The sequence below is a fragment of the Streptomyces lomondensis genome, assembly GCF_014651035.1.
Taxonomy (GTDB): Bacteria; Actinomycetota; Actinomycetes; order Streptomycetales; family Streptomycetaceae; genus Streptomyces; species Streptomyces lomondensis.
In genome coordinates, this window is sequence record NZ_BMWC01000005.1 from 471521 (window position 1) to 488796 (window position 17276).

Consider the following 17276-nt stretch of genomic DNA (forward strand, 5'->3'; position numbering starts at 1 on the left):
CGCCCGAGTATCACAAGGAAGTTGAGGCTGGGCAATCAGAACGGAGCCCGCCGCCCGGGAGGCTTCCCGGCGGCGGGCCGTCCGGCTGTCCGCGTCACATGGGCACGGGAGCGAGGTCGCACTCGATGCGGCGGCGCTGGCGGGCGGCCTGGAGCCAGGGGTGGTCGTTGCGCAGCGCCGCGGCCAGGCCCTCCACCGCCTTGCGCTGGAGCACGTCCGCTTCCTCACCGCGCCCGAGGCCCCGCAGATCGAGGGCGAGGTTGGAGGTGCAGGAGAGGGTGAGGGGGTGGCCCTCGCCCGCCACCTCGGTCAGCAGCGGCAGGTTGGCGGAGTCGATCGCGTGGGCCCCCTCGAAGTCGAGGCGGGCGTAGGCGGTGTTGGCCTGGCCGATGCCGATGGTGAGGGTGATGATGTGGTGCGCTCCGACCGTGTCGCTCAGCCGGCGCACCACGTCGTCCTCCAGCTCCTGCGCGCTGTCCAGGGAGCCGAGGGCCCGCTGGGTGGCGGCCAGGTTCGCCCTGGCCACCAGGGTGTGCGCGTGGTTCGCGCCGAGACGCCGCTCCAGCCTGGCCACGCTGGCCTCCGCGAGTCGGTGGGAGCCTTCGAGATCCCCCGCCAGACGCCGGTCGACGGAGACGTTGGTCGCCGTGGTCAGCGAGTCGAGGTGCTCGTCGCCGTAGCGGGCCTGGAAGTTGCGCAGGGTCTCCTCGGCGAGCTTGGCGCCCTCGGCGAGGTCTCCGTCCCGGCGGCGGCAGACTCCGAGGTCACGGGCGATGCGCAGGGTCAGGGGGTGCTTGTCGCCGAGCGCCGTGAGCGCCCTGCGGTAGACGTCCTCCTGCAGTTCGCGCGCCTTGGGGTACGAGCCCACCTCCCTGGTGTCGATGGCGACGCAGTGGAGGGTGTTGAGCGTGAAGAAGCTGGCGTCGCCGAACAGGATGTCCCGCTGGCGGGCGGTCTCCTGGTCCAGCGTCAGCGCCTCCTGGAACTGGCCGCACAGTCTCAGGTCGACGCCCCAGCTGTGAGCGCCCCGCAGGGTGGCCTGGTCCTCGGGGCCGAACAGTGAGCGGGCCAGTTCGGTGGCCTCCCGGCCCAGGTCCCGCGCCTCCTGGAACCGGCCCTGGTACCGACGGGCGTCGGACATCTCGCACAGGGAGTCGATCAGTTCCTCCGGCTCGACCTGCACCCGGCGGGAGACCTCCAGGGCCTTCTCGGTGAGCGGGATCGACTCGGCGATCTGGCCGATCTGGCGCAGCAGGAACGCGAAGCCCTTGGTCATCCGGATGACGTAGATGTCCTCCTCGCCCGAGGCGGCGAGCCAGGCGCTCCAGGCCTGCCGGCCGAAGGCCGCGGCGCCCTCGTGGTCGCCCCAGTAGTAGAGGAACCACATGGTGTCGTAGACCAGGTCGCGCACATAGGAGTCGAGGCTGGTCACGGCCTGGGAGGCGAGCACGTGGGGCAGCAGCGCCTGGTACTCGCGCCACTCCTGGGAGGACCCGAACGGGCCCCGGTTGGCGGCGGACAGCAGCTGGTGGGCGGCGTCCCGCATCCGCTCGCGTTCCTCCTCGCCCAGCTTGGCGAGGAGCACGGTCTGGAGCAGGCGGTGCATCTGCAGGGTGCCCGCGCGCGGGTCGACCCTGATCAGGGAGAACTGGCTGAGGTCGCGGATCGCCCGGTTCAGCTTGATCGGCTCGCGCAGCATCGGGTCGATCTGCGGCGTGATGCTGACGCCCCGGCTGCTGCGCAGGATCGACCTCGGGATCGGCTCGGGGGCCATGCTGGCGCAGATGTCGAGAAGTTGCCGGGCGCCCGGGTTGTTCTCCCTGATCCGCTCCAGGGAGATGTCCCAGGCGGCGGCGACGGAGACCGGGTAGTCGGGGCTCTGCTCGATCTCCAGGATCTCCGGGCTGCGCCGGGCGAGCAGTTCGAGGTACTCGTCGACCTCCATGCCGGTGACACCGAGCCAGGCGCCCGCCTGCTCCACGGCGAGCGGCAGGTCGCCCAGGGCCTCGGCGAGCCGGTCGGCGTCCTCCCGGGGCAGGTCCTTGGCACGCTTCTGGAGCAGCTCGATGGATTCGTCGCGCTCGAAGACGTTCACCGGCAGCGAGGTGGCGACCCGTTCCCAGCCCCGGTTCCGGGAGGTGACGATGACCTTGCCCGGCCCGTTGTGCGGGAAGTAGCCGCGCACCGCCTCGATGTCCTCGGCGTTGTCGAAGACCAGCAGCCAGTTGTCGTACGGCGTCCCGGTGCGCAGCGCCTCCAGCACGGCGGGCACGGCGGTGTTGGCCGCCGCGGCGCCCATGCTGTCCTGGCCGACCGGGGCGACGCCCAGCTGGGAGGCGAGGGAGGAGAGCGCGGCCAGGATGAGGCTCTCGCGTTCGGCGGGGATCCAGCAGATGATCCGGTAGTCGCGCTGGTGGGTGTAGATGTACTCCAGCGCCAGCTGGGACTTGCCGACGCCACCGAGGCCGTGCAGGGCGTTGGGCAGCACAGCCGCGGTGTCCTGGGCGGCGAGCTGCTCCTCCACGGCCCTCAGCAGCGCCTGGCGGCCGACGAACGAGGTGTTACGCATGGGGACGTTCACCAGTAGGGCCGGCGTTGCGGTCGTGGTGCGCTGCATGAGCGGCTCTGCCTCCGGGGTCTGTTGTCGGTGCGTGCCGGCCGTCTCGGACGGCGCGGATTCTCCAGTCGGATCGGAGATTCCCGAATCCGGGTTAAAGCCCGCTGGGCTGGATGGAGTCGTTTCGCCCGGGTTATTCACCTGTGGGGGTGGCTGGGCGGACGGGCTGTTCTCCACCTGTCCGGGCGCGGCGGGCGGGTTCCTGGACAGATGCGGTTCGATGCGCCTGGCCCGGTCGGAGTAGGGGCCCGACAGGGCGCGCATCACGGCCAGTTCGCTGCGTGCCCAGCCGCGTTCGGCGGGGTCGGGCAGCCTGGTCCGGAGCGGGTCGTGCAGGGCGGCGCGCAGGGCGACGCCGCGCTCCCCCGCGGCGGGCAGCTCGCCCACCACGCTGACGGTGCGGGCGAGTTGACTGCGTGTGGTGGTCGCGAGCAGGGCCTCGCGGACGCCCTCGGCGAACTCGGGGCGCCCCTCTCCTCCGCCCTCCCAGTCGATCAGTCCGCCCATGAGGATCTCGGCGAGGTGATCCGGGCCGGTCTCCGGCATCACCCGCCTCCGCAGCTGCTCGACGAGGTCGAAGTCGAAGGGGACGGCGGCCAGTTCCGCCGCGAGCCGGCGGGCGGAGGGAGTGGCGAGGCTGAAGAAGCGCCGTACGGCGGCGGTGGCGGCGCGCGGGAGGCGCGGGGCGCGCAGCCCGGGAGCGGGCGCGCCCTTGCTGAGGGCGCCGGCCAGCACCACGGGCAGCGAACGCCGTACGCCGCGCCCACCGGTGACCAGGTCGGACCAGGCGGCGAGGGAGGCGGGTTTCAGGGAGAGCACCGGGACGGCGACGGAGCCGTCGCCCGCGTCGGGCAGCGGCCGCATCGGGTCGGGACCGCCGGGCGGCGCCCAGTGTCCGAGGCAGTTGTTGGGCGATCCGAACCCTCCGGCCTCCAGGACGGCCGGGTAGGGGTAGAGCGAGGAGCGGTGACGCAGATGCGGCGGCAGCAGGTGGACGAGGGCGGTGGGGCCGGCGTGGGCGAGGCGGCCGAGGAGCTCGTCGGCGGCGGTGGCGGCCCAGCCGTGGGCGAGTCCGTCGGTGACGACGAGGAAGATCCGGCTGCCCCGGCCGTCGAGCAGTTCGGCGGGGTCGGCGACCGTCCGGCCCGTCGACCAGCGCAGGGTGGCGGTGCCGGTGCGCGGGACGGTGACGCGGAGCGTGCGCACGCTGCGGAAGGCCCCGCTGTGCTCGGCGGCGCGGGCCAGGCCCGCGGCGCTCTCCTCCCAGATCCGCATCGTGGGCGCGTCGTCGAGCAGCATCACGAGATCGAAGGCGGAGACCCGGGCGGGCCGCAGGAACGGCATCCACAGCCCGTCGGCGAGGCCCTGTTCGGCGGTGGTCTCCTCGTCCAGCTCCAGGCTGTCGCGGGAGGGGACGCGGCGGGCCAGATGGTGCAGGGCGCGGGCGAGCAGGGCCGTGACGCGGCCGGGGCCGGAGGGGTCGGGTTCGGCCCGGGGCAGCAGCGGCGGCCCGAGGTGCAGGGTGACGCGGCCTTCGGGGTGCGGTAAGAAGCGGGCGGCGGCGTGGACGGCGGTTCGGTCGCCGGAGGGGAGCGACGCGGCGGGGCCGCGGCTCGCGGGCGACGCCGCGGGAAGAGTGCCCTCCCCGTCGACCGGCGTCGGAGCGTCGAGCGCGTCGTCGGGCACGGGTGGCCGGGACCGCTGTTCGGCCTCGGTGACGTCCGGGCCCCCGGGGGCCCCGGCATCCCCCGGGCTCTCGGCCTCCGGGGCCGGGGCCTCCCGGGCGGCGTCGCCCGGGCCGCCGAACCGGCTCCGGTGGGCGGCGAGCCACACCGCGTCGGCGAACTCCTGCCAGCGCGGGACGAAGTGATCGGGAGCGGCCGTGCCCCGGCCTTCGCGCTCGCTCGCGCGCGAAAGGGGGTCGGGGTACACCGAAGGAGGCGGCGACGATCCCGATGCGGGATCCCCGTCGCCCGGTCCGGATGCGCGCTCCCGGGTCATCAGCGGCCCTTCGCGAGGTCGCGGAGCAGCAGTTCGACGAGCTTACGCCCGTCACCGTCAGCCTGGAAACCACCCGCGGTAGTCATCTGGACAGCGTTGAGCAACTGGTCGAGGGAGTGGACGCCGCCCGCCTGGACCCGCTGGACGAACAGGTCGACGAGGTCTTCGGTGCCTCGCGGCCGGAGCCCCAAGTGCCCTTCCACCATGGCCAGTAGTTGCTCCCGGGTGGGGGTGTGCATCTCCATCGGCAGGCAGCGGCGGCGGAAGGCGGCGGGGAATTCCCGCTCCCCGTTGCTGGTGATCACCACGACCGGGAACTCCCGGCACTCGACCCGGCCGCCCCGCACGACGGCCCGGCCTCCCGGGTCACTGGTGTGCACGCTCGCCGTGTCGGCGGCGTCGCGCACCAGCTCCGGCACCTCATAGCTTCCATTCTCCAGAACGTGCAACAGGTCGTTCGGCAGGTCGATGTCGCTTTTGTCGAGTTCGTCGACGAGAAGCGCTCGGGGCCGCGCGTAGGGCAGCAGGGCCGTGCCCAGCGGCCCCAGTGTAATGAACTCGCCTATAACCGGCGCAAGTTGACGATCTTTTGACATGGTCGAGGAGTTGACGTTCTGTTCGTTGTCTTCGAACACCGGGTCTGTCCGTGCCGCGTCGCGCAGTCCCGCCTGCCAGGCGGCGATGGCCTGGGCGCGGCCCATGGCGTCGTGGACGTACAGGCCGTCGCGGAGGCTGGTACGGCTCACGATGTTCCACTCGAGTACCCGGCCGAGCCCCAGCTCACGCGATATCAGGTAGGCCAGCGTCGACTTGCCGACCCCGGGAGGGCCGGTGATCAGCAGCGGGCGGCGCAGCAGCAGGGCGGCGTTGACCGTCTCGATCTGCTCGTCGTCGAGTTGGGGTGTGAGGCCGCCGGGTCCGAGGCGGCGCAGCGCGGCCTCGGCGTCGTCCGGGGGCGGGGCCTCGACGGGGCCGCCGCGGAACCTCCGCCAGGGCGGCGGGTCCGGCAGCGCGGGTGGGGCGTCCTGCGGGCGTCCGGTGGCGTGGAAGACGCGCCAGTCGTCCGCGGCCGTCCGTTCCTGTGCGCTCATGCCGAAGCCTCCTGGGTCAGCTGGCCAGATCGTCTGGGTCGATGGTGTGCAGGTCGACGACTCGAGTGGGGTCGTCCCACATGAATCCGACATGACGGGCAAGGTACTGGACCGCGTCCTCCGCGCCGCTCTCGGCGTTCAGGCGCATGCGGTGGATGACGGAAGGCAGCTGGACGGGCATCGCGACGGCCGCGAAGACCGCGGTCACCACTTCGCGCCTCTCCTCTATGAACACACCTCTGCGATCCCAGACGGCCAGCCCGATCCCCTCCGCGATCGCCGCTTTGAGTGCCTCCAGGGCCGGCGCCCCGGTCGGCGCGTCCAACAGCACCGCCGTACTTCTTTCCCCGGCGAGCGCGATCTGCCACGCGCGCAGCCGCCGGGCGTCCGCCTCTCTCCAGGCGTGCACCGTGATCCCATGCTGCTTCAGAGCCGCCCAACGCCGCTGCCACTGCTGCCGGACCACGGCATTGTCCGTACGCATCCGCTCAAGACTGCGTAGATGCACCCCGTACCGCAGACCGAGCGGAGTGGGCTCACCGTCGCCTATGGCGAACGTCAACCCCGCCACATCGTGGTTCATCAGGTCGTACGGAAGGAGGAACTCTATGTACGCAGGCGGTTCCTGGAGGGGGCCCGCGTCCGGCTCGCGGGGCACCAGCCAGAGCTGGGTGCCGCGCCGGAGGGCCTGGTCCACCGCTCGGCCGAGGTCGTCCAGAGGGATCGTGTCCGGCTCGCCGGGGCGCGGGTCCCAGCGGCCCGGGGTCGCGTTCGTCCAGGTCCGCACGACCACGTCCGGGCTGCCGTCCCGGGCCGGTTCGACGGCGACGACGAGGGTGCGCGGGATGTCGGGCGACCACACCACCGCGGCGCGTCTCTCCCGGCGCCGCGCCACCTGCGCGGTCAGGCCGGCGCGCCCGGCCCAGTCGTCGACCCATGCGGTCAGCGCGAGGCGGTGTTCGACGGTCCGGGCGAGACGGGCCGCGTGATCGAGGAGGAGGACGACGGGCGGCAGGCCGTCCTCCTGCACGTTCCATTCGAGGAGGTGCGCGAAGAGCTGCTCGGGGGTGAGTCCGTCGGGGAGGTCGAGGCCCACGAGTTCCTCGGCCAGCCCGTCCCGTAAGCGGGCGGCGGGCAGGTCGCCGCGGGCGAGCGCGACGCGGGCGCCCTTCTCGTCCTCCCTGGACAGCGGCCCGGCCAGGGCGGGGGCGGGGGCGATCAGCCGGGCGAGCTCGTCTCCGGCCGGGGCGCCTTCGAGGATGCGGACCACGCCGACGAGTACGTGTTCCCCGCCTGCCTCGCTCAGCGCGGCGGTCACCATACTCACCACGTCTTCGCGGAGCCTGACGCCGCGTATGTCCACCCGCCGCCGGAGCTGGCCCCCCAGCAGGCCGGCGAACTGCACCCGGCTCGGCGCGTCCTCCACGCAGCCCAGTTCGCACAGGACCTCGGTGAGCTGTAACAGCAGCTCGAAGTCCGGCTGACGTCCTGATTCGCCGCCGGAACCGCCTGGCGCCGCACCTGTCTGCACCGACTTTCCCCCTGAGTCGGTTCACCTGCCTGACCGACCAGCGAAGTTAGCACGGCAACCAACGGTTAACCAGGGACGAATGGGACCGGAAGGACGACGTCCGGCCAGGAGCGCCCCAGGCGGGACAAGCCTGGCCGGAACTGTTCGGCGTCCGGCTCACAGCCTCGGGTCGACCGGCTCCGACTCCAGGGCCAGGACGCCGAAGACGGCCTCGTGGACGCGCCACAGCGGCTCACCCTCGGCCAGCCGGTCCAGGGCCTCCAGACCGAGCGCGTACTCGCGGATCGCCAGCGACCGCTTGTGGTTGAGGAAGCGCGAGCGCAGACGGGCCAGGTTCTCCGGGCGGGTGTACTCGGGGCCGTAGATGATCCGCAGGTACTCCCGGCCGCGGCACTTGATGCCGGGCTGGACCAGGCGGCCCTGGGTGTCGCGGACCAGTGCGCCGACCGGCTTGACGACCATGCCCTCGCCGCCGCGGCCGGTCATCTCCAGCCACCAGTCGACGCCGGCCCGCACCGACTCCGGGTCGCCGGTGTCGACGTAGAGCCGGCGGGTGGTCTGGAGCAGGCCGCTGCCGTCGTGCTCGACGAGCCGGTCGAGCAGGGGGAGCTGCTCGTCGTGCGGCAGGCCCGCCAGGCTGCGGCCCTGGACCGCGAGGATCTGGAACGGTGCCAGGCGGACGCCGTCCAGGCCGTCCGTGGTCCAGCAGTAGCGGCGGTAGGCCTCGGTGAACGCGGCGGCGTCGGCGGCCCGTTCGCCGGTGCGGGCCAGCAGGCCGGAGACGTCCACGCCCCGGTCCGCCGCGCCCCGCAGGGCGGCCAGCGCCTTTGGGAGCACCGCGCCGGACGCGGCGCCCACGGCGGCGTACTGGGACCGCAGCAGCCCGGACGCCTTCAGCGACCAGGGCATCAACTCCGCGTCCAGCAGCAGCCAGTCCGTCTCCAGCTCGTCCCACAGGCCTGCCTCGCCGATCGCCGTGCGCACCCGGCCGAGAATCTCCTCGGTGAGGGCGTCGTCGTCGAGGAACGGGCGGCCGGTGCGGGTGTAGAGGGAGCCGGTGGGGCCGTCCACACCGAAGCGCTTGGCAGCCGTCTCGGCGTCGCGGCACACCAGGGCCACCGCCCGCGAGCCCATGTGCTTCTCCTCGCACACGACCCGGGCGACACCGTCCGCCGCGTACTGGGCGAAGGCCTCGGCCGGGTGCTCCAGGAAGTGTTCATCAGCGGCTCCGCCGCGGGCGTCGACGTGACTCGTGGCCGTCGGCGCCATCGTCGGCGGGAGGTACGGCAGCAGCCGCGGGTCCACCGCGAAACGGCTCATGACCTCCAGGGCCGCCGCCGCGTTCTCCTCGCGGATCGAGATCCGGCCCTGGTGCCGGGTCTCCACGACCCGGCGGCCCTGTACGTCGGCCAGGTCCAGCGGGCGGCCGTCGTGCCCGCCGGGTGCCTCGGTGCGCAGCGGCTTCAGCGGCTCGTACCAGACCCGCTCGGCCGGTACGTCGACCAGCTCGCGCTCCGGCCAGCGCAGCGCGGTGAGCTTGCCGCCGAAGACGGCGCCGGTGTCCAGGCAGATGGTGTTGTTGAGCCAGGTGGCCTCCGGGACCGGGGTGTGGCCGTAGACGACCGCCGCCCGGCCCCGGTACTCCTCCGCCCACGGGTAGCGCACCGGCAGGCCGAACTCGTCGGTCTCGCCGGTCGTGTCGCCGTAGAGGGCGTGGCTGCGGACCCGGCCGGAGGTGCGGCCGTGGTACTTCTCGGGCAGACCGGCGTGGCAGACCACCAGCCGGCCGCCGTCGAGGACGTAGTGGCTGACGAGGCCGTCGAGGAACTCCCGTACCTCGGCGAGGAACTCCTCGCTCTCGCCCGCCATCTGCTCGATGGTCTCGGCCAGGCCGTGGGTGTGCTGGACCTTGCGGCCGCGCAGGTAGCGGCCGTACTTGTTCTCGTGGTTGCCGGGCACGCACAGGGCGTTGCCGGACTTCACCATCGCCATCACGCGGCGCAGCACGCCCGGGCTGTCCGGGCCGCGGTCGACGAGGTCGCCGACGAAGACGGCCGTACGGCCCTCCGGGTGGACGCCGTCGACGTAGCCCAGCTTGCCCAGCAGCGCCTCCAGTTCGGCGGCGCAGCCGTGGATGTCGCCGACGATGTCGAACGGGCCGGTGAGGTGGGTCAGGTCGTTGAAGCGCTTCTCGGTGACGACCGAGGCGTGCTCGGCCTCGTCCACGCCCCGCAGGATGTGCACCTTGCGGAAGCCCTCGCGCTCCAGGTGCCTGAGGGAGCGGCGGAGTTCGCGTATGTGGCGCTGGATGACCCGGCGCGGCATGTCCGCGCGGTCGGTGCGGGCCGCGTTGCGCTCGGCGCACACCTCCTCGGGCACGTCGAGGACGATGGCGATCGGCAGCACGTCGTACTTCCGGGCCAGGTCGACCAGCTGGCGGCGGGCGTCGGACTGCACGCTGGTCGCGTCCACGACCGTGCGGCGGCCGGCGGCCAGGCGCTTGCCCGCGATGTAGTGCAGGACGTCGAAGGCGTCCGTGGTGGCGCTCTGGTCGTTCTCGTCGTCCGAGACGAGACCGCGGCAGAAGTCGGACGAGATGACCTCGGTGGGCTTGAAGTGCCTGCGGGCGAAGGTGGACTTGCCGGAGCCGGACGCCCCGATCAGCACCACCAGGGACAGGTCGGTGACGGGCAGCACGCGCCCCTGCTGTACGTCGGTCATGCCGCCTTCGCCTCCTTCGGGGTGGTGATCGTGAACACGGCCATCTGGGTGGGCGGCCCCACCTCGGGGTCGTCGGGGCCGACGGGGGCGAACTCGACGCCGTAGCCGTGCCGTTCGGCCACCGCCTCCGCCCAGGACCGGAACTCGGCGCGGGTCCACTCGAAGCGGTGGTCGCCGTGCCGGACGTGGCCGGCCGGGAGGGACTCCCAGCGGACGTTGTACTCGACGTTCGGGGTGGTCACGAGGACCGTGCGCGGCCGGGCCGAGCCGAACACGGCGTACTCCAGGGCGGGCAGCCGGGGCAGGTCGAGGTGCTCGATCACCTCGCTGAGCACGGCCGCGTCGTAGCCCTTGAGCCGGACGTCGGTGTAGGCGAGCGAGCCCTGGAAGAGCGTGACGCGGGACGCCTGCCGTTCGCCCATGCGGTCGAGCTTCAGCCGCCGGGAGGCGATGGTGAGCGCGCGCATCGACACGTCGACGCCGACGATCTCGGTGAACGCCGGGTCCTTGAGCAGCGTCTGCACCAACTGGCCCTGGCCGCAGCCGAGATCGAGCACCCGGGCGGCACCGGATTGCCGCAGCGCCGTGACGATCGCCTCGCGGCGCTGCACCGCCAGCGGGGTCGGCTTCTCCTCGGTCTCGGTCTCCGCCTCGACCGCGTTGTCGATCTCCTCGACCTCGCTGTCGTCCGCCTCCGCGAGCCGCACCAGTTCCAGCCGCTCCGTCGCCGCACGGGTCAGCGACCAGCGGCGCGAGAGGTAGCGGCTGGTGATCAGCTTCTGCTCCGGGTGGCCGGGCAGCCAGCCCTCACCGGCGCGCAGCAGCTTGTCGACCTCGTCGGGGGCGACCCAGTAGTGCTTGGCGTCGTCCAGGACCGGGAGCAGGACGTAGAGGTGGCGCAGGGCCTCGGCGAGGGTGAGCCCGGTCGATTCCAGGACGAGGCGCACGTACCGCGAGTCGCCCCACTCGGGGAACTCGGTGTCCAGCGGAACGGGTTCGGCGGTGACCGTCCAGCCGAGCGGCTCGAAGAGCTTCCGTACGAGGTCGGGGCCGCCGCGGGCGGGCAGCGCGGGCACCTCGATCCGCAGCGGCCTGGCCTGACCGGGGAGTTCCGGACGGGCGTTGCAGACGCCCTTCATCGCGCTGGAGAAGACGTTGCTCAGCGCCACGGCGAGCAGGGAGGAGGCCGCGTAGGGGCGGTCGTTGACGTACTGCGCGAGGGCCGCGTCCGGGGCGCCGCCGCGGCCCTTGCCCTTGGCGCGCCGGACCAGTGCCACCGCGTCGACCTCCAGCAGCAGCGCCGCCGTGCAGCGCTCGGCGTCCGCCTCGGGGTAGAGGACGTGGGCCGTGCCGTAGGAGGTGGAGAACGCCTGGGCCTTGTCGGGATGCTTGTGCAGCAGGTAGCCGAGGTCGGTGGCGGGGCGCTCCGGGGTGCCGGTGGTGGTGAGGGTCAGGAACACGGTGGGTCGACCTCGATCAGTGGTCTGAACTGCGGATACGCCCACCGTACAGAGCGGGCACCGGCAGCACCCGGGAATTTTCGCTAGCCTCCCGATCGACCGGGCGTTCGAGGGACATTCGGAGAGGGCGCCCACCCACGCACGCGGAGATGCGGAGGCCTCACGTGACAGATGCCGGGACCAGCGCGGGACACATCGACACCGGCAAACCTCACTCTGCACGCATGTACGACTACTACCTCGGTGGGAAGGACAACTATCCGGTCGACGCGGCAGCGGCCGAGCAGGTGATGTCCCTCTTCCCCGCCGCCAGGGAAATGGCGCGGACCAACCGCTTGTTCATGCACCGCGCCTCCCGGCTGCTGGCCGAGCGGGGCGTCCGGCAGTTCCTCGACATCGGAACCGGCATACCGACCGAGCCGAACCTCCACCAGATCGTCCAGGAGATCGCCCCGCAGGTCCGGGTGGTGTACGCGGACAACGACCCGATCGTCCTCCGGCACGCCCAGGCCCTGCTGCACAGCACGCCGGAGGGCAAGACCGCCTACGTCCACGGCGACGTACGGGAACCCGGAAAGATCATCGCGGCGGCACGGGAGACCCTCGACTTCACCCAGCCGATCGCCCTGTCGCTCGTGGCCCTGCTGCACCTGGTCGAGGACGCGGACGAGCCCGGCCGGATCGTCCGCACGCTTCTCGAAACCCTGCCGTCCGGAAGCTACTTGACGCTCTCCCACGCGACGGGCGACTTCGACCCGGAGACCTGGGAGCGGGTCGTCGAGGTCTACCGCAAGGGCGGGACGGCGGCGCAGGTGCGCACCCGCGCCGAGTTCACCGAGTTCTTCACGGGTCTCGAACTGGTGGAGCCCGGTGTGGTACTGGCCGAGCGGTGGCACCCCGAACTCGGCGCACGGCGGGAGGGCGCCGGCGACGGACCGCCCGAGGAGATGCCCCTCTACGTGGCGGTCGGCCGCAAGCCGTGACGGCCCGTCCGGCGGACCGGGCTGCACGGCCCGGTCCGCCGGACGGTCGTGTCATGCGGCCGTCGCCGTCAGGACAGCTGCGACTGCACCTGGGAGGAGATCAGCTCCAGGTGGTCGAGATCGTCCAGGTCGAGGACCTGGAGGTAGATGCGGCGGGAGCCGATCTCGGCGTAGCGGCCGATCTTGTCGACGACCTCGGCCGGGGAGCCGGCCAGGCCGTTGAGCTTCAGCTCGTCGACCTCGCGGCCGATCGCGTCGGCCCGGCGGGCGACCTCCTGGTCGTCCCGGCCGACGCAGACGACGAGGGCGTTGGAGTACGTCAGCTCGTCCGGGCGGCCCGCCTCCTCGGCGGCGGCGCGCACCCGGCCGAACTGGCGCTCGCTGTCCTCGACGGAGGCGAACGGCATGTTGAACTCGTCGGCGTACCGCGCGGCGAGGCGCGGGGTGCGGGTCGGGCCGTGGCCGCCGACGAGCACGGGAATCTTGTCCTGCGCGGGCTTGGGCAGCGCGGGCGAGTTCGTCAGGTCGTAGTAGGTGCCGTGGAAGTCGAACGTCTTGCCCGGCTCCGTCGCCCACAGGCCGGTGACGATCTCCAGCTGTTCCTCGAGGCGGGCGAACTTCTCCTTGGGGAAGGGGATGCCGTAGGCCTTGTGCTCCTCCTCGAACCAGCCGGCGCCGAGGCCCAGTTCGACCCGGCCGCCGGACATCTGGTCGACCTGCGCGACCTGGATGGCGAGCACGCCGGGCAGCCGGAAGGTGCCGGCGGTCATCAGGGTGCCGAGCCGGATGCGCTTGGTCTCACGGGCGAGTCCGGCCAGGGTGATCCAGGCGTCGGTGGGGCCGGGCAGGCCGTCCACGTTGCCCATGCGGAGATAGTGGTCAGAGCGGAAGAATGCGTCGAATCCGAGGTCTTCCGTGGCCTTGGCCACGGTGAGCAGAGTGTCATAGGTGGCGCCCTGCTGGGGCTCGGTGAAGATGCGAAGATCCATGCTTCCATCCTGCACGCCGGGGAGCGGCACGACGAGATCGGTCCCCCGTCCCACCCGGTCCCCGGTCGGGTGAAATTACGTCAATACCGCGAGTCCCGCGTGACCGGGCCAGTGACCGCCCCCCGCGGTGATCGTTGGCTCGGGCGGAGCCGGAGCCCCCGGCTTCCGCACCGGCCGCTGACCGCCGGGGCGTCACCCGCGTCGGCCTCCCCGGGGGGCCAGGGGCCGAGGAGGCCGTCATGTCCGAAGAGACCGTGCCGCAGCAGGGCGGGACCGGGCAGCCGAAAGGGCTGTTGCAGCAGATGGAGGAGCTGATGGCGGCGTTGAACGCGGACCTGTCGGCGTTGGACGCGGATCTTCAGGCGGCGGGGGATGCCGGCCGGGGATCGGCGGAGGAGAGCCAGGCCGGCTGAGGCCTGCCCGGGGGGTTCGGGGGTGTTCGGGGGTGTTCGGGGGTGTTCGGGGGTGTTCGGGGGTGTTCGGGGGTGTTCGGGGGTGTTCGGGGGTGTTCGGGGGTGTTCGGGGGTGTTCGGGGGTGTTCGGGGGCGCCGGGAAGGGCGTTGGGGGGTGGGGGCGCACGCCGGGAAGGGCGTTGGGGGGCTGGTGCGGCGTCGAGAACGGCGTTGGGGGGCTGGTGCGGCGTCGACAGCGGCATCGGGACCGGCGTCCGGGGCGCCGAGCAGGCGCTCGACGAGCGGGTTCGCCACCGCCCGCTGCCCCGAGCCGGCAGCCCGTCCTCCGGGTGAGCCGGACGCCGGAACACCCGGCTGATCTGGGCCCAGGACCCTCCCGGCGGGCCACGCGCCAGAGCGACCGGCTCTGCAGACCCTGCGCCCAGGGCGACCGGCTCTGCAGACCCCGCGTCCAGGGCGACCGGCTCTGCAGACCCCGCGTCCAGGGCGACCGGCTATGCAGACCCCGCGTCCGGAGCAACCGCCTCTACAGACCCGCCTCCCGGAGCAACCCCCCTATCCCGCCTCCCGCTCCGGTAACGCCTGTTCCCGGTCGGCGAGTCTGCGGAGCATCTCCAGGACGCGGTCGCGGGACTCGTCCGCCGCGTCGATGGCCTCCATGCACTGCCAGTACGTGCCCTCGTCGGCCGCGGCGCAGGCGAGGCCGACGAGGGCGATGCCCACCTCGCCGAGGAGGCCGCCGAGGTACATCAGCGTGTGGCGGGCGTCACCCAACTCGGTGAGCTGGCCCGCCCGCAGCTCACCCGGGGCCAGTTCGGGCGGGTCGAGGACACCGCAGCCCCGGCCCGCCAGCTCCGTCAACCCCAGTGCCTCGCCGCGCAGTTCGGGCGGCCCGGCGACCGCGAGGCGACTGCCTATCGCCTGCGCGAGGGCCTGCGCCTGCCACACCTCGGCCATGACCTCCCGTACCTCGCCGCCCGCGGCCAGCGACCGCCTGCTCGTCACGATGAGCCGCACCGCGTCCATGCGCTGCCCCCGTCTTCTCCGACGCGCTCCCGCGCGTCCGCCTGCCCGAACTCCCTTGTTCACTACCCAGAGTGAAGGGGTGTGAGGCGAAAAGCCAGAGGAAGACGGAAATCTGCGGACAACAATTCGGATTCGGGCCGCGTTTTGATTACGCAGCGTACAAGTGGACTTTGCAGCTCCAGCAGTCCCGTGAGGCGCCCCTAGATCGGGAACCGGCGCTCGTTCCGGTCGATCTTCGCGTCCAGCGCGGCCAGCGGGTCGATGCCGAGCACCTCGCACAGCTGGAGCAGATAGGCGAGCACGTCGGCGACCTCGTCGGTGACGCGGTGCGCGGTGTCCGGGTCGGTCATGACACGGGCCGACTCCTCGGGCGTCAACCACTGGAAGATCTCGACCAGTTCGGACGCCTCCACGCTGAGCGCGGCGACCAGGTTCTTGGGTGTGTGGTACGGCTGCCAGTTCCGCGCGGCCGCGAAGTCGGCCAGCCGGCGTTGCAGTCGCGCCACGTCCAGGGGCTCGTCGCGGGGGCCGGGCTGCGGTTCGTCCAGTGGATCAGTCACGGTTCAGGTGTACCACCGTGACTCCCTCCGTCCCGGCGGCCCAGGAGGCGTCGGGGACCGCGCCGAGGAGCCGGATGTGCCCTCGCTCGCACATCCGGGCCGCCAGCCGCAGCAGTTCCCGCCGCTGCCGCGGGTCGAGCCCCCGGTCGAAGCCGTCGGCGAGGACGGTGAGCGTCTGGAGGGCGGCGGGCACCTCGCCGGCCGGGTCGACCTCCAGGACGCCGGGACCGGTGAGCAGGACCAGGGCCAGGGCGACGTACCGGAGTTCGCCGTCGCCCAGCCGCCCCAGGTCCGTGCGGACGCCGTCGCCGCGGTCGAGCGCGGCCCGGACCGTACGGGTGTCGTCCGGCAGGGCCAGGGCGCCCGTTCCCGGCCGGGCGGGCAGGTCCACGACCGGCAGCCGGTCGAGGGCGTCCGCCACCGGCTGCGCGAGCACGTCCGCCACCGGCCCGGCGCAGCCGGCACGCACCGCCGCCACGAACTGCGTGTGCCGCCGCGCGCACTCGGCTCGGGTGCGCCACAGCACGTCGGCGAGGTTGCCGCAGCCGCCGAGCAGGCGCCCGGAGCCCGCCGGTACGGGACCGCGCATATGGGCGGGGTCGGGGTCGCAGGCGAAGACGGAGCGCAGGGCGACGACCATCTGCTCGGCGGCGGCCAGCACCCTGCGCTGCCCCGGTGTCCGGCCGGCCACGCGCAGCGGGAGCAGGGGCGTGCCGAGCCGGTCGTCGGGCAGCGGGCCGCGGGTCACCGGCGTGGGCCCGGCCGTGTGCCAGGCGGCCTGGACGGCGCGCTTCCCCGGGTCGCGCAGGGCCGTCTCCAGGAGGACGAGTCCGTCGGTCGTCAACCGCTCGCCCACGACGCGCAGTTCGGGCTCGGCCTGCACGGCCACGTCGAGCCGGACCGGGCCGACGGGGCCGTCCGCCGTGCAGCCGATGCGGAAGCCGCGGCGGCGCTGCGCGTCGGGCCGGGCCCGCTCCGGCACGCAAGCGACGGGGTCGGGGAACGTCTCGCCGAGTCCGGCGCCGCCGCCGAGCCGGGCGAGGGCCTCGTACGCCCGCAGCGCGCTGGTCTTGCCGGAGCCGCTGGGGCCGGTGAGCAGGGTGAGCGGCCCCAGCGGGAGTGTGACGCGGCGGTGGGTGGTGAAGGCGGTGAGGCGCAGTTCGGTGACGCGGGGGCGGTCGGGGTGCGTGGGCTGGATCATGTCCGGACGGTAGGGCTCCGCCGACGGGACGAACCGTTCCGTCTTCAGCGGCTTCCTACGATCGAGCTACCCGGCACTCTCGGACCGCCCCCGCCCCGGCACCTCCGGCAGCGGCCCGCCGCCGTCACAGCCGGGACCTCCCGACACCTCCCGGCACCTCCCGGCAGCGGGGGATCGCCGTCGTCCCCCGGGAATCCCGGCCCGTCCGGCAGCGGGCGACCACCGTCACACTCCCGGAATCCCCGCCCCCTCCATCAGCCCCGTCACCTCGGTGCCGGCCGGGGTCAGCAGGAAGACGTTGCGGTCCACGCGGTGCATGGCGCTCGCCAGGCCGAAGACGACGCCCGTGCTGAAGTCGAGGACCCGCTTGGCGACCTCCGTCTCCGCGCCGGTCAGGTCGAGCAGGACCGGCACGCCCGCCATCAGGGTCTCGGCGACGTCGCGGGCGTCGGCGAAGACGTTCACGCGCAGGACGACGAAGCGGCGCCGCGCCTCCGTCTCGGCCTCGGGTATGGACCGGTGGTCGACGGAGGACGGCCAGGCGTCCCGGCCCCGCAGCGGCACGACCTGGGCGAGCCCCTCCCACTGTTCGTCGGTGACATCGTGGCTGTTCACCGGCATGCTCCGTCCTGGCTCGCACTGGCTGTCTGCATCGGGCAATTCTTGCGCACGGTCACCCGTTC

12 protein-coding genes are annotated in these 17276 nt (G+C 72.8%); 2 read left to right on the plus strand and 10 right to left on the minus strand.

Annotated elements, in window-relative coordinates; translation table 11 throughout:
• Positions 1-94: 94 nt before the first annotated feature.
• The 5 genes from fxsT to IE255_RS20445 all read right to left on the minus strand — a co-directional run bounded on the left by fxsT (position 95) and on the right by IE255_RS20445 (position 11421).
• Entirely contained in the window at positions 95-4618 is a 4524-nt protein-coding gene (fxsT, locus tag IE255_RS20425) for an FxSxx-COOH system tetratricopeptide repeat protein (RefSeq protein WP_190051759.1), read from the minus strand.
• The gene (locus IE255_RS20430) at positions 4618-5709 is read right to left on the minus strand and encodes an AAA family ATPase (RefSeq protein ID WP_190051760.1); all 1092 of its coding nucleotides are present in this window, start codon (positions 5707-5709) and stop codon (positions 4618-4620) included. Before IE255_RS20430 ends, fxsT begins: the two co-directional genes overlap by 1 nt.
• 16 nt (positions 5710-5725) lie before the next feature.
• On the minus strand, positions 5726-7240 hold the full coding sequence (locus tag IE255_RS20435; RefSeq protein WP_190051761.1) for a VMAP-C domain-containing protein: 1515 nt from the start codon (positions 7238-7240) through the stop codon (positions 5726-5728).
• A gap of 156 nt (positions 7241-7396) precedes the next feature.
• Complete coding sequence (locus tag IE255_RS20440) at positions 7397-9961, minus strand: polynucleotide kinase-phosphatase (RefSeq protein ID WP_190051762.1); 2565 nt, start codon at positions 9959-9961, stop codon at positions 7397-7399.
• Positions 9958-11421, minus strand: coding sequence for a 3' terminal RNA ribose 2'-O-methyltransferase Hen1 (locus IE255_RS20445; protein WP_190051763.1), 1464 nt, complete (start codon positions 11419-11421; stop codon positions 9958-9960). Before IE255_RS20445 ends, IE255_RS20440 begins: the two co-directional genes overlap by 4 nt.
• A 164-nt stretch (positions 11422-11585) precedes the next feature.
• Here IE255_RS20445 and IE255_RS20450 point away from each other — a divergent pair, with 164 nt between their 5' ends.
• Positions 11586-12404, plus strand: coding sequence for an SAM-dependent methyltransferase (locus IE255_RS20450; RefSeq protein ID WP_372487528.1), 819 nt, complete (start codon positions 11586-11588; stop codon positions 12402-12404).
• Positions 12405-12472: 68 nt separating this feature from the next.
• Here IE255_RS20450 and IE255_RS20455 read toward each other — a convergent pair whose 3' ends face one another.
• Positions 12473-13393, minus strand: coding sequence for an LLM class F420-dependent oxidoreductase (locus IE255_RS20455; RefSeq protein ID WP_190051765.1), 921 nt, complete (start codon positions 13391-13393; stop codon positions 12473-12475).
• 239 nt (positions 13394-13632) lie between these two features.
• On the opposite strand from IE255_RS20455, the gene IE255_RS20460 reads away from it, so the two are divergent.
• On the plus strand, positions 13633-13806 hold the full coding sequence (locus tag IE255_RS20460) for a hypothetical protein (protein WP_190051766.1): 174 nt from the start codon (positions 13633-13635) through the stop codon (positions 13804-13806).
• A gap of 555 nt (positions 13807-14361) precedes the next feature.
• Here IE255_RS20460 and IE255_RS20465 read toward each other — a convergent pair.
• The 4 genes from IE255_RS20465 to IE255_RS20480 all read right to left on the minus strand — a co-directional run bounded on the left by IE255_RS20465 (position 14362) and on the right by IE255_RS20480 (position 17214).
• Positions 14362-14832, minus strand: a complete 471-nt coding sequence (locus IE255_RS20465; protein ID WP_114255801.1) for a DUF6099 family protein — start codon at positions 14830-14832, stop codon at positions 14362-14364.
• Between the two features lie 200 nt (positions 14833-15032).
• Positions 15033-15392, minus strand: a complete 360-nt coding sequence (locus tag IE255_RS20470) for a nucleotide pyrophosphohydrolase (protein ID WP_190051767.1) — start codon at positions 15390-15392, stop codon at positions 15033-15035.
• A complete protein-coding gene (locus IE255_RS20475; protein ID WP_190051768.1) occupies positions 15385-16593 on the minus strand; it encodes an ATP-binding protein in 1209 nt (402 codons plus the stop codon). Before IE255_RS20475 ends, IE255_RS20470 begins: the two co-directional genes overlap by 8 nt.
• A 225-nt stretch (positions 16594-16818) precedes the next feature.
• On the minus strand, positions 16819-17214 hold the full coding sequence (locus tag IE255_RS20480) for a cell division protein SepF (protein ID WP_190051769.1): 396 nt from the start codon (positions 17212-17214) through the stop codon (positions 16819-16821).
• Positions 17215-17276 lie beyond the last annotated feature (62 nt).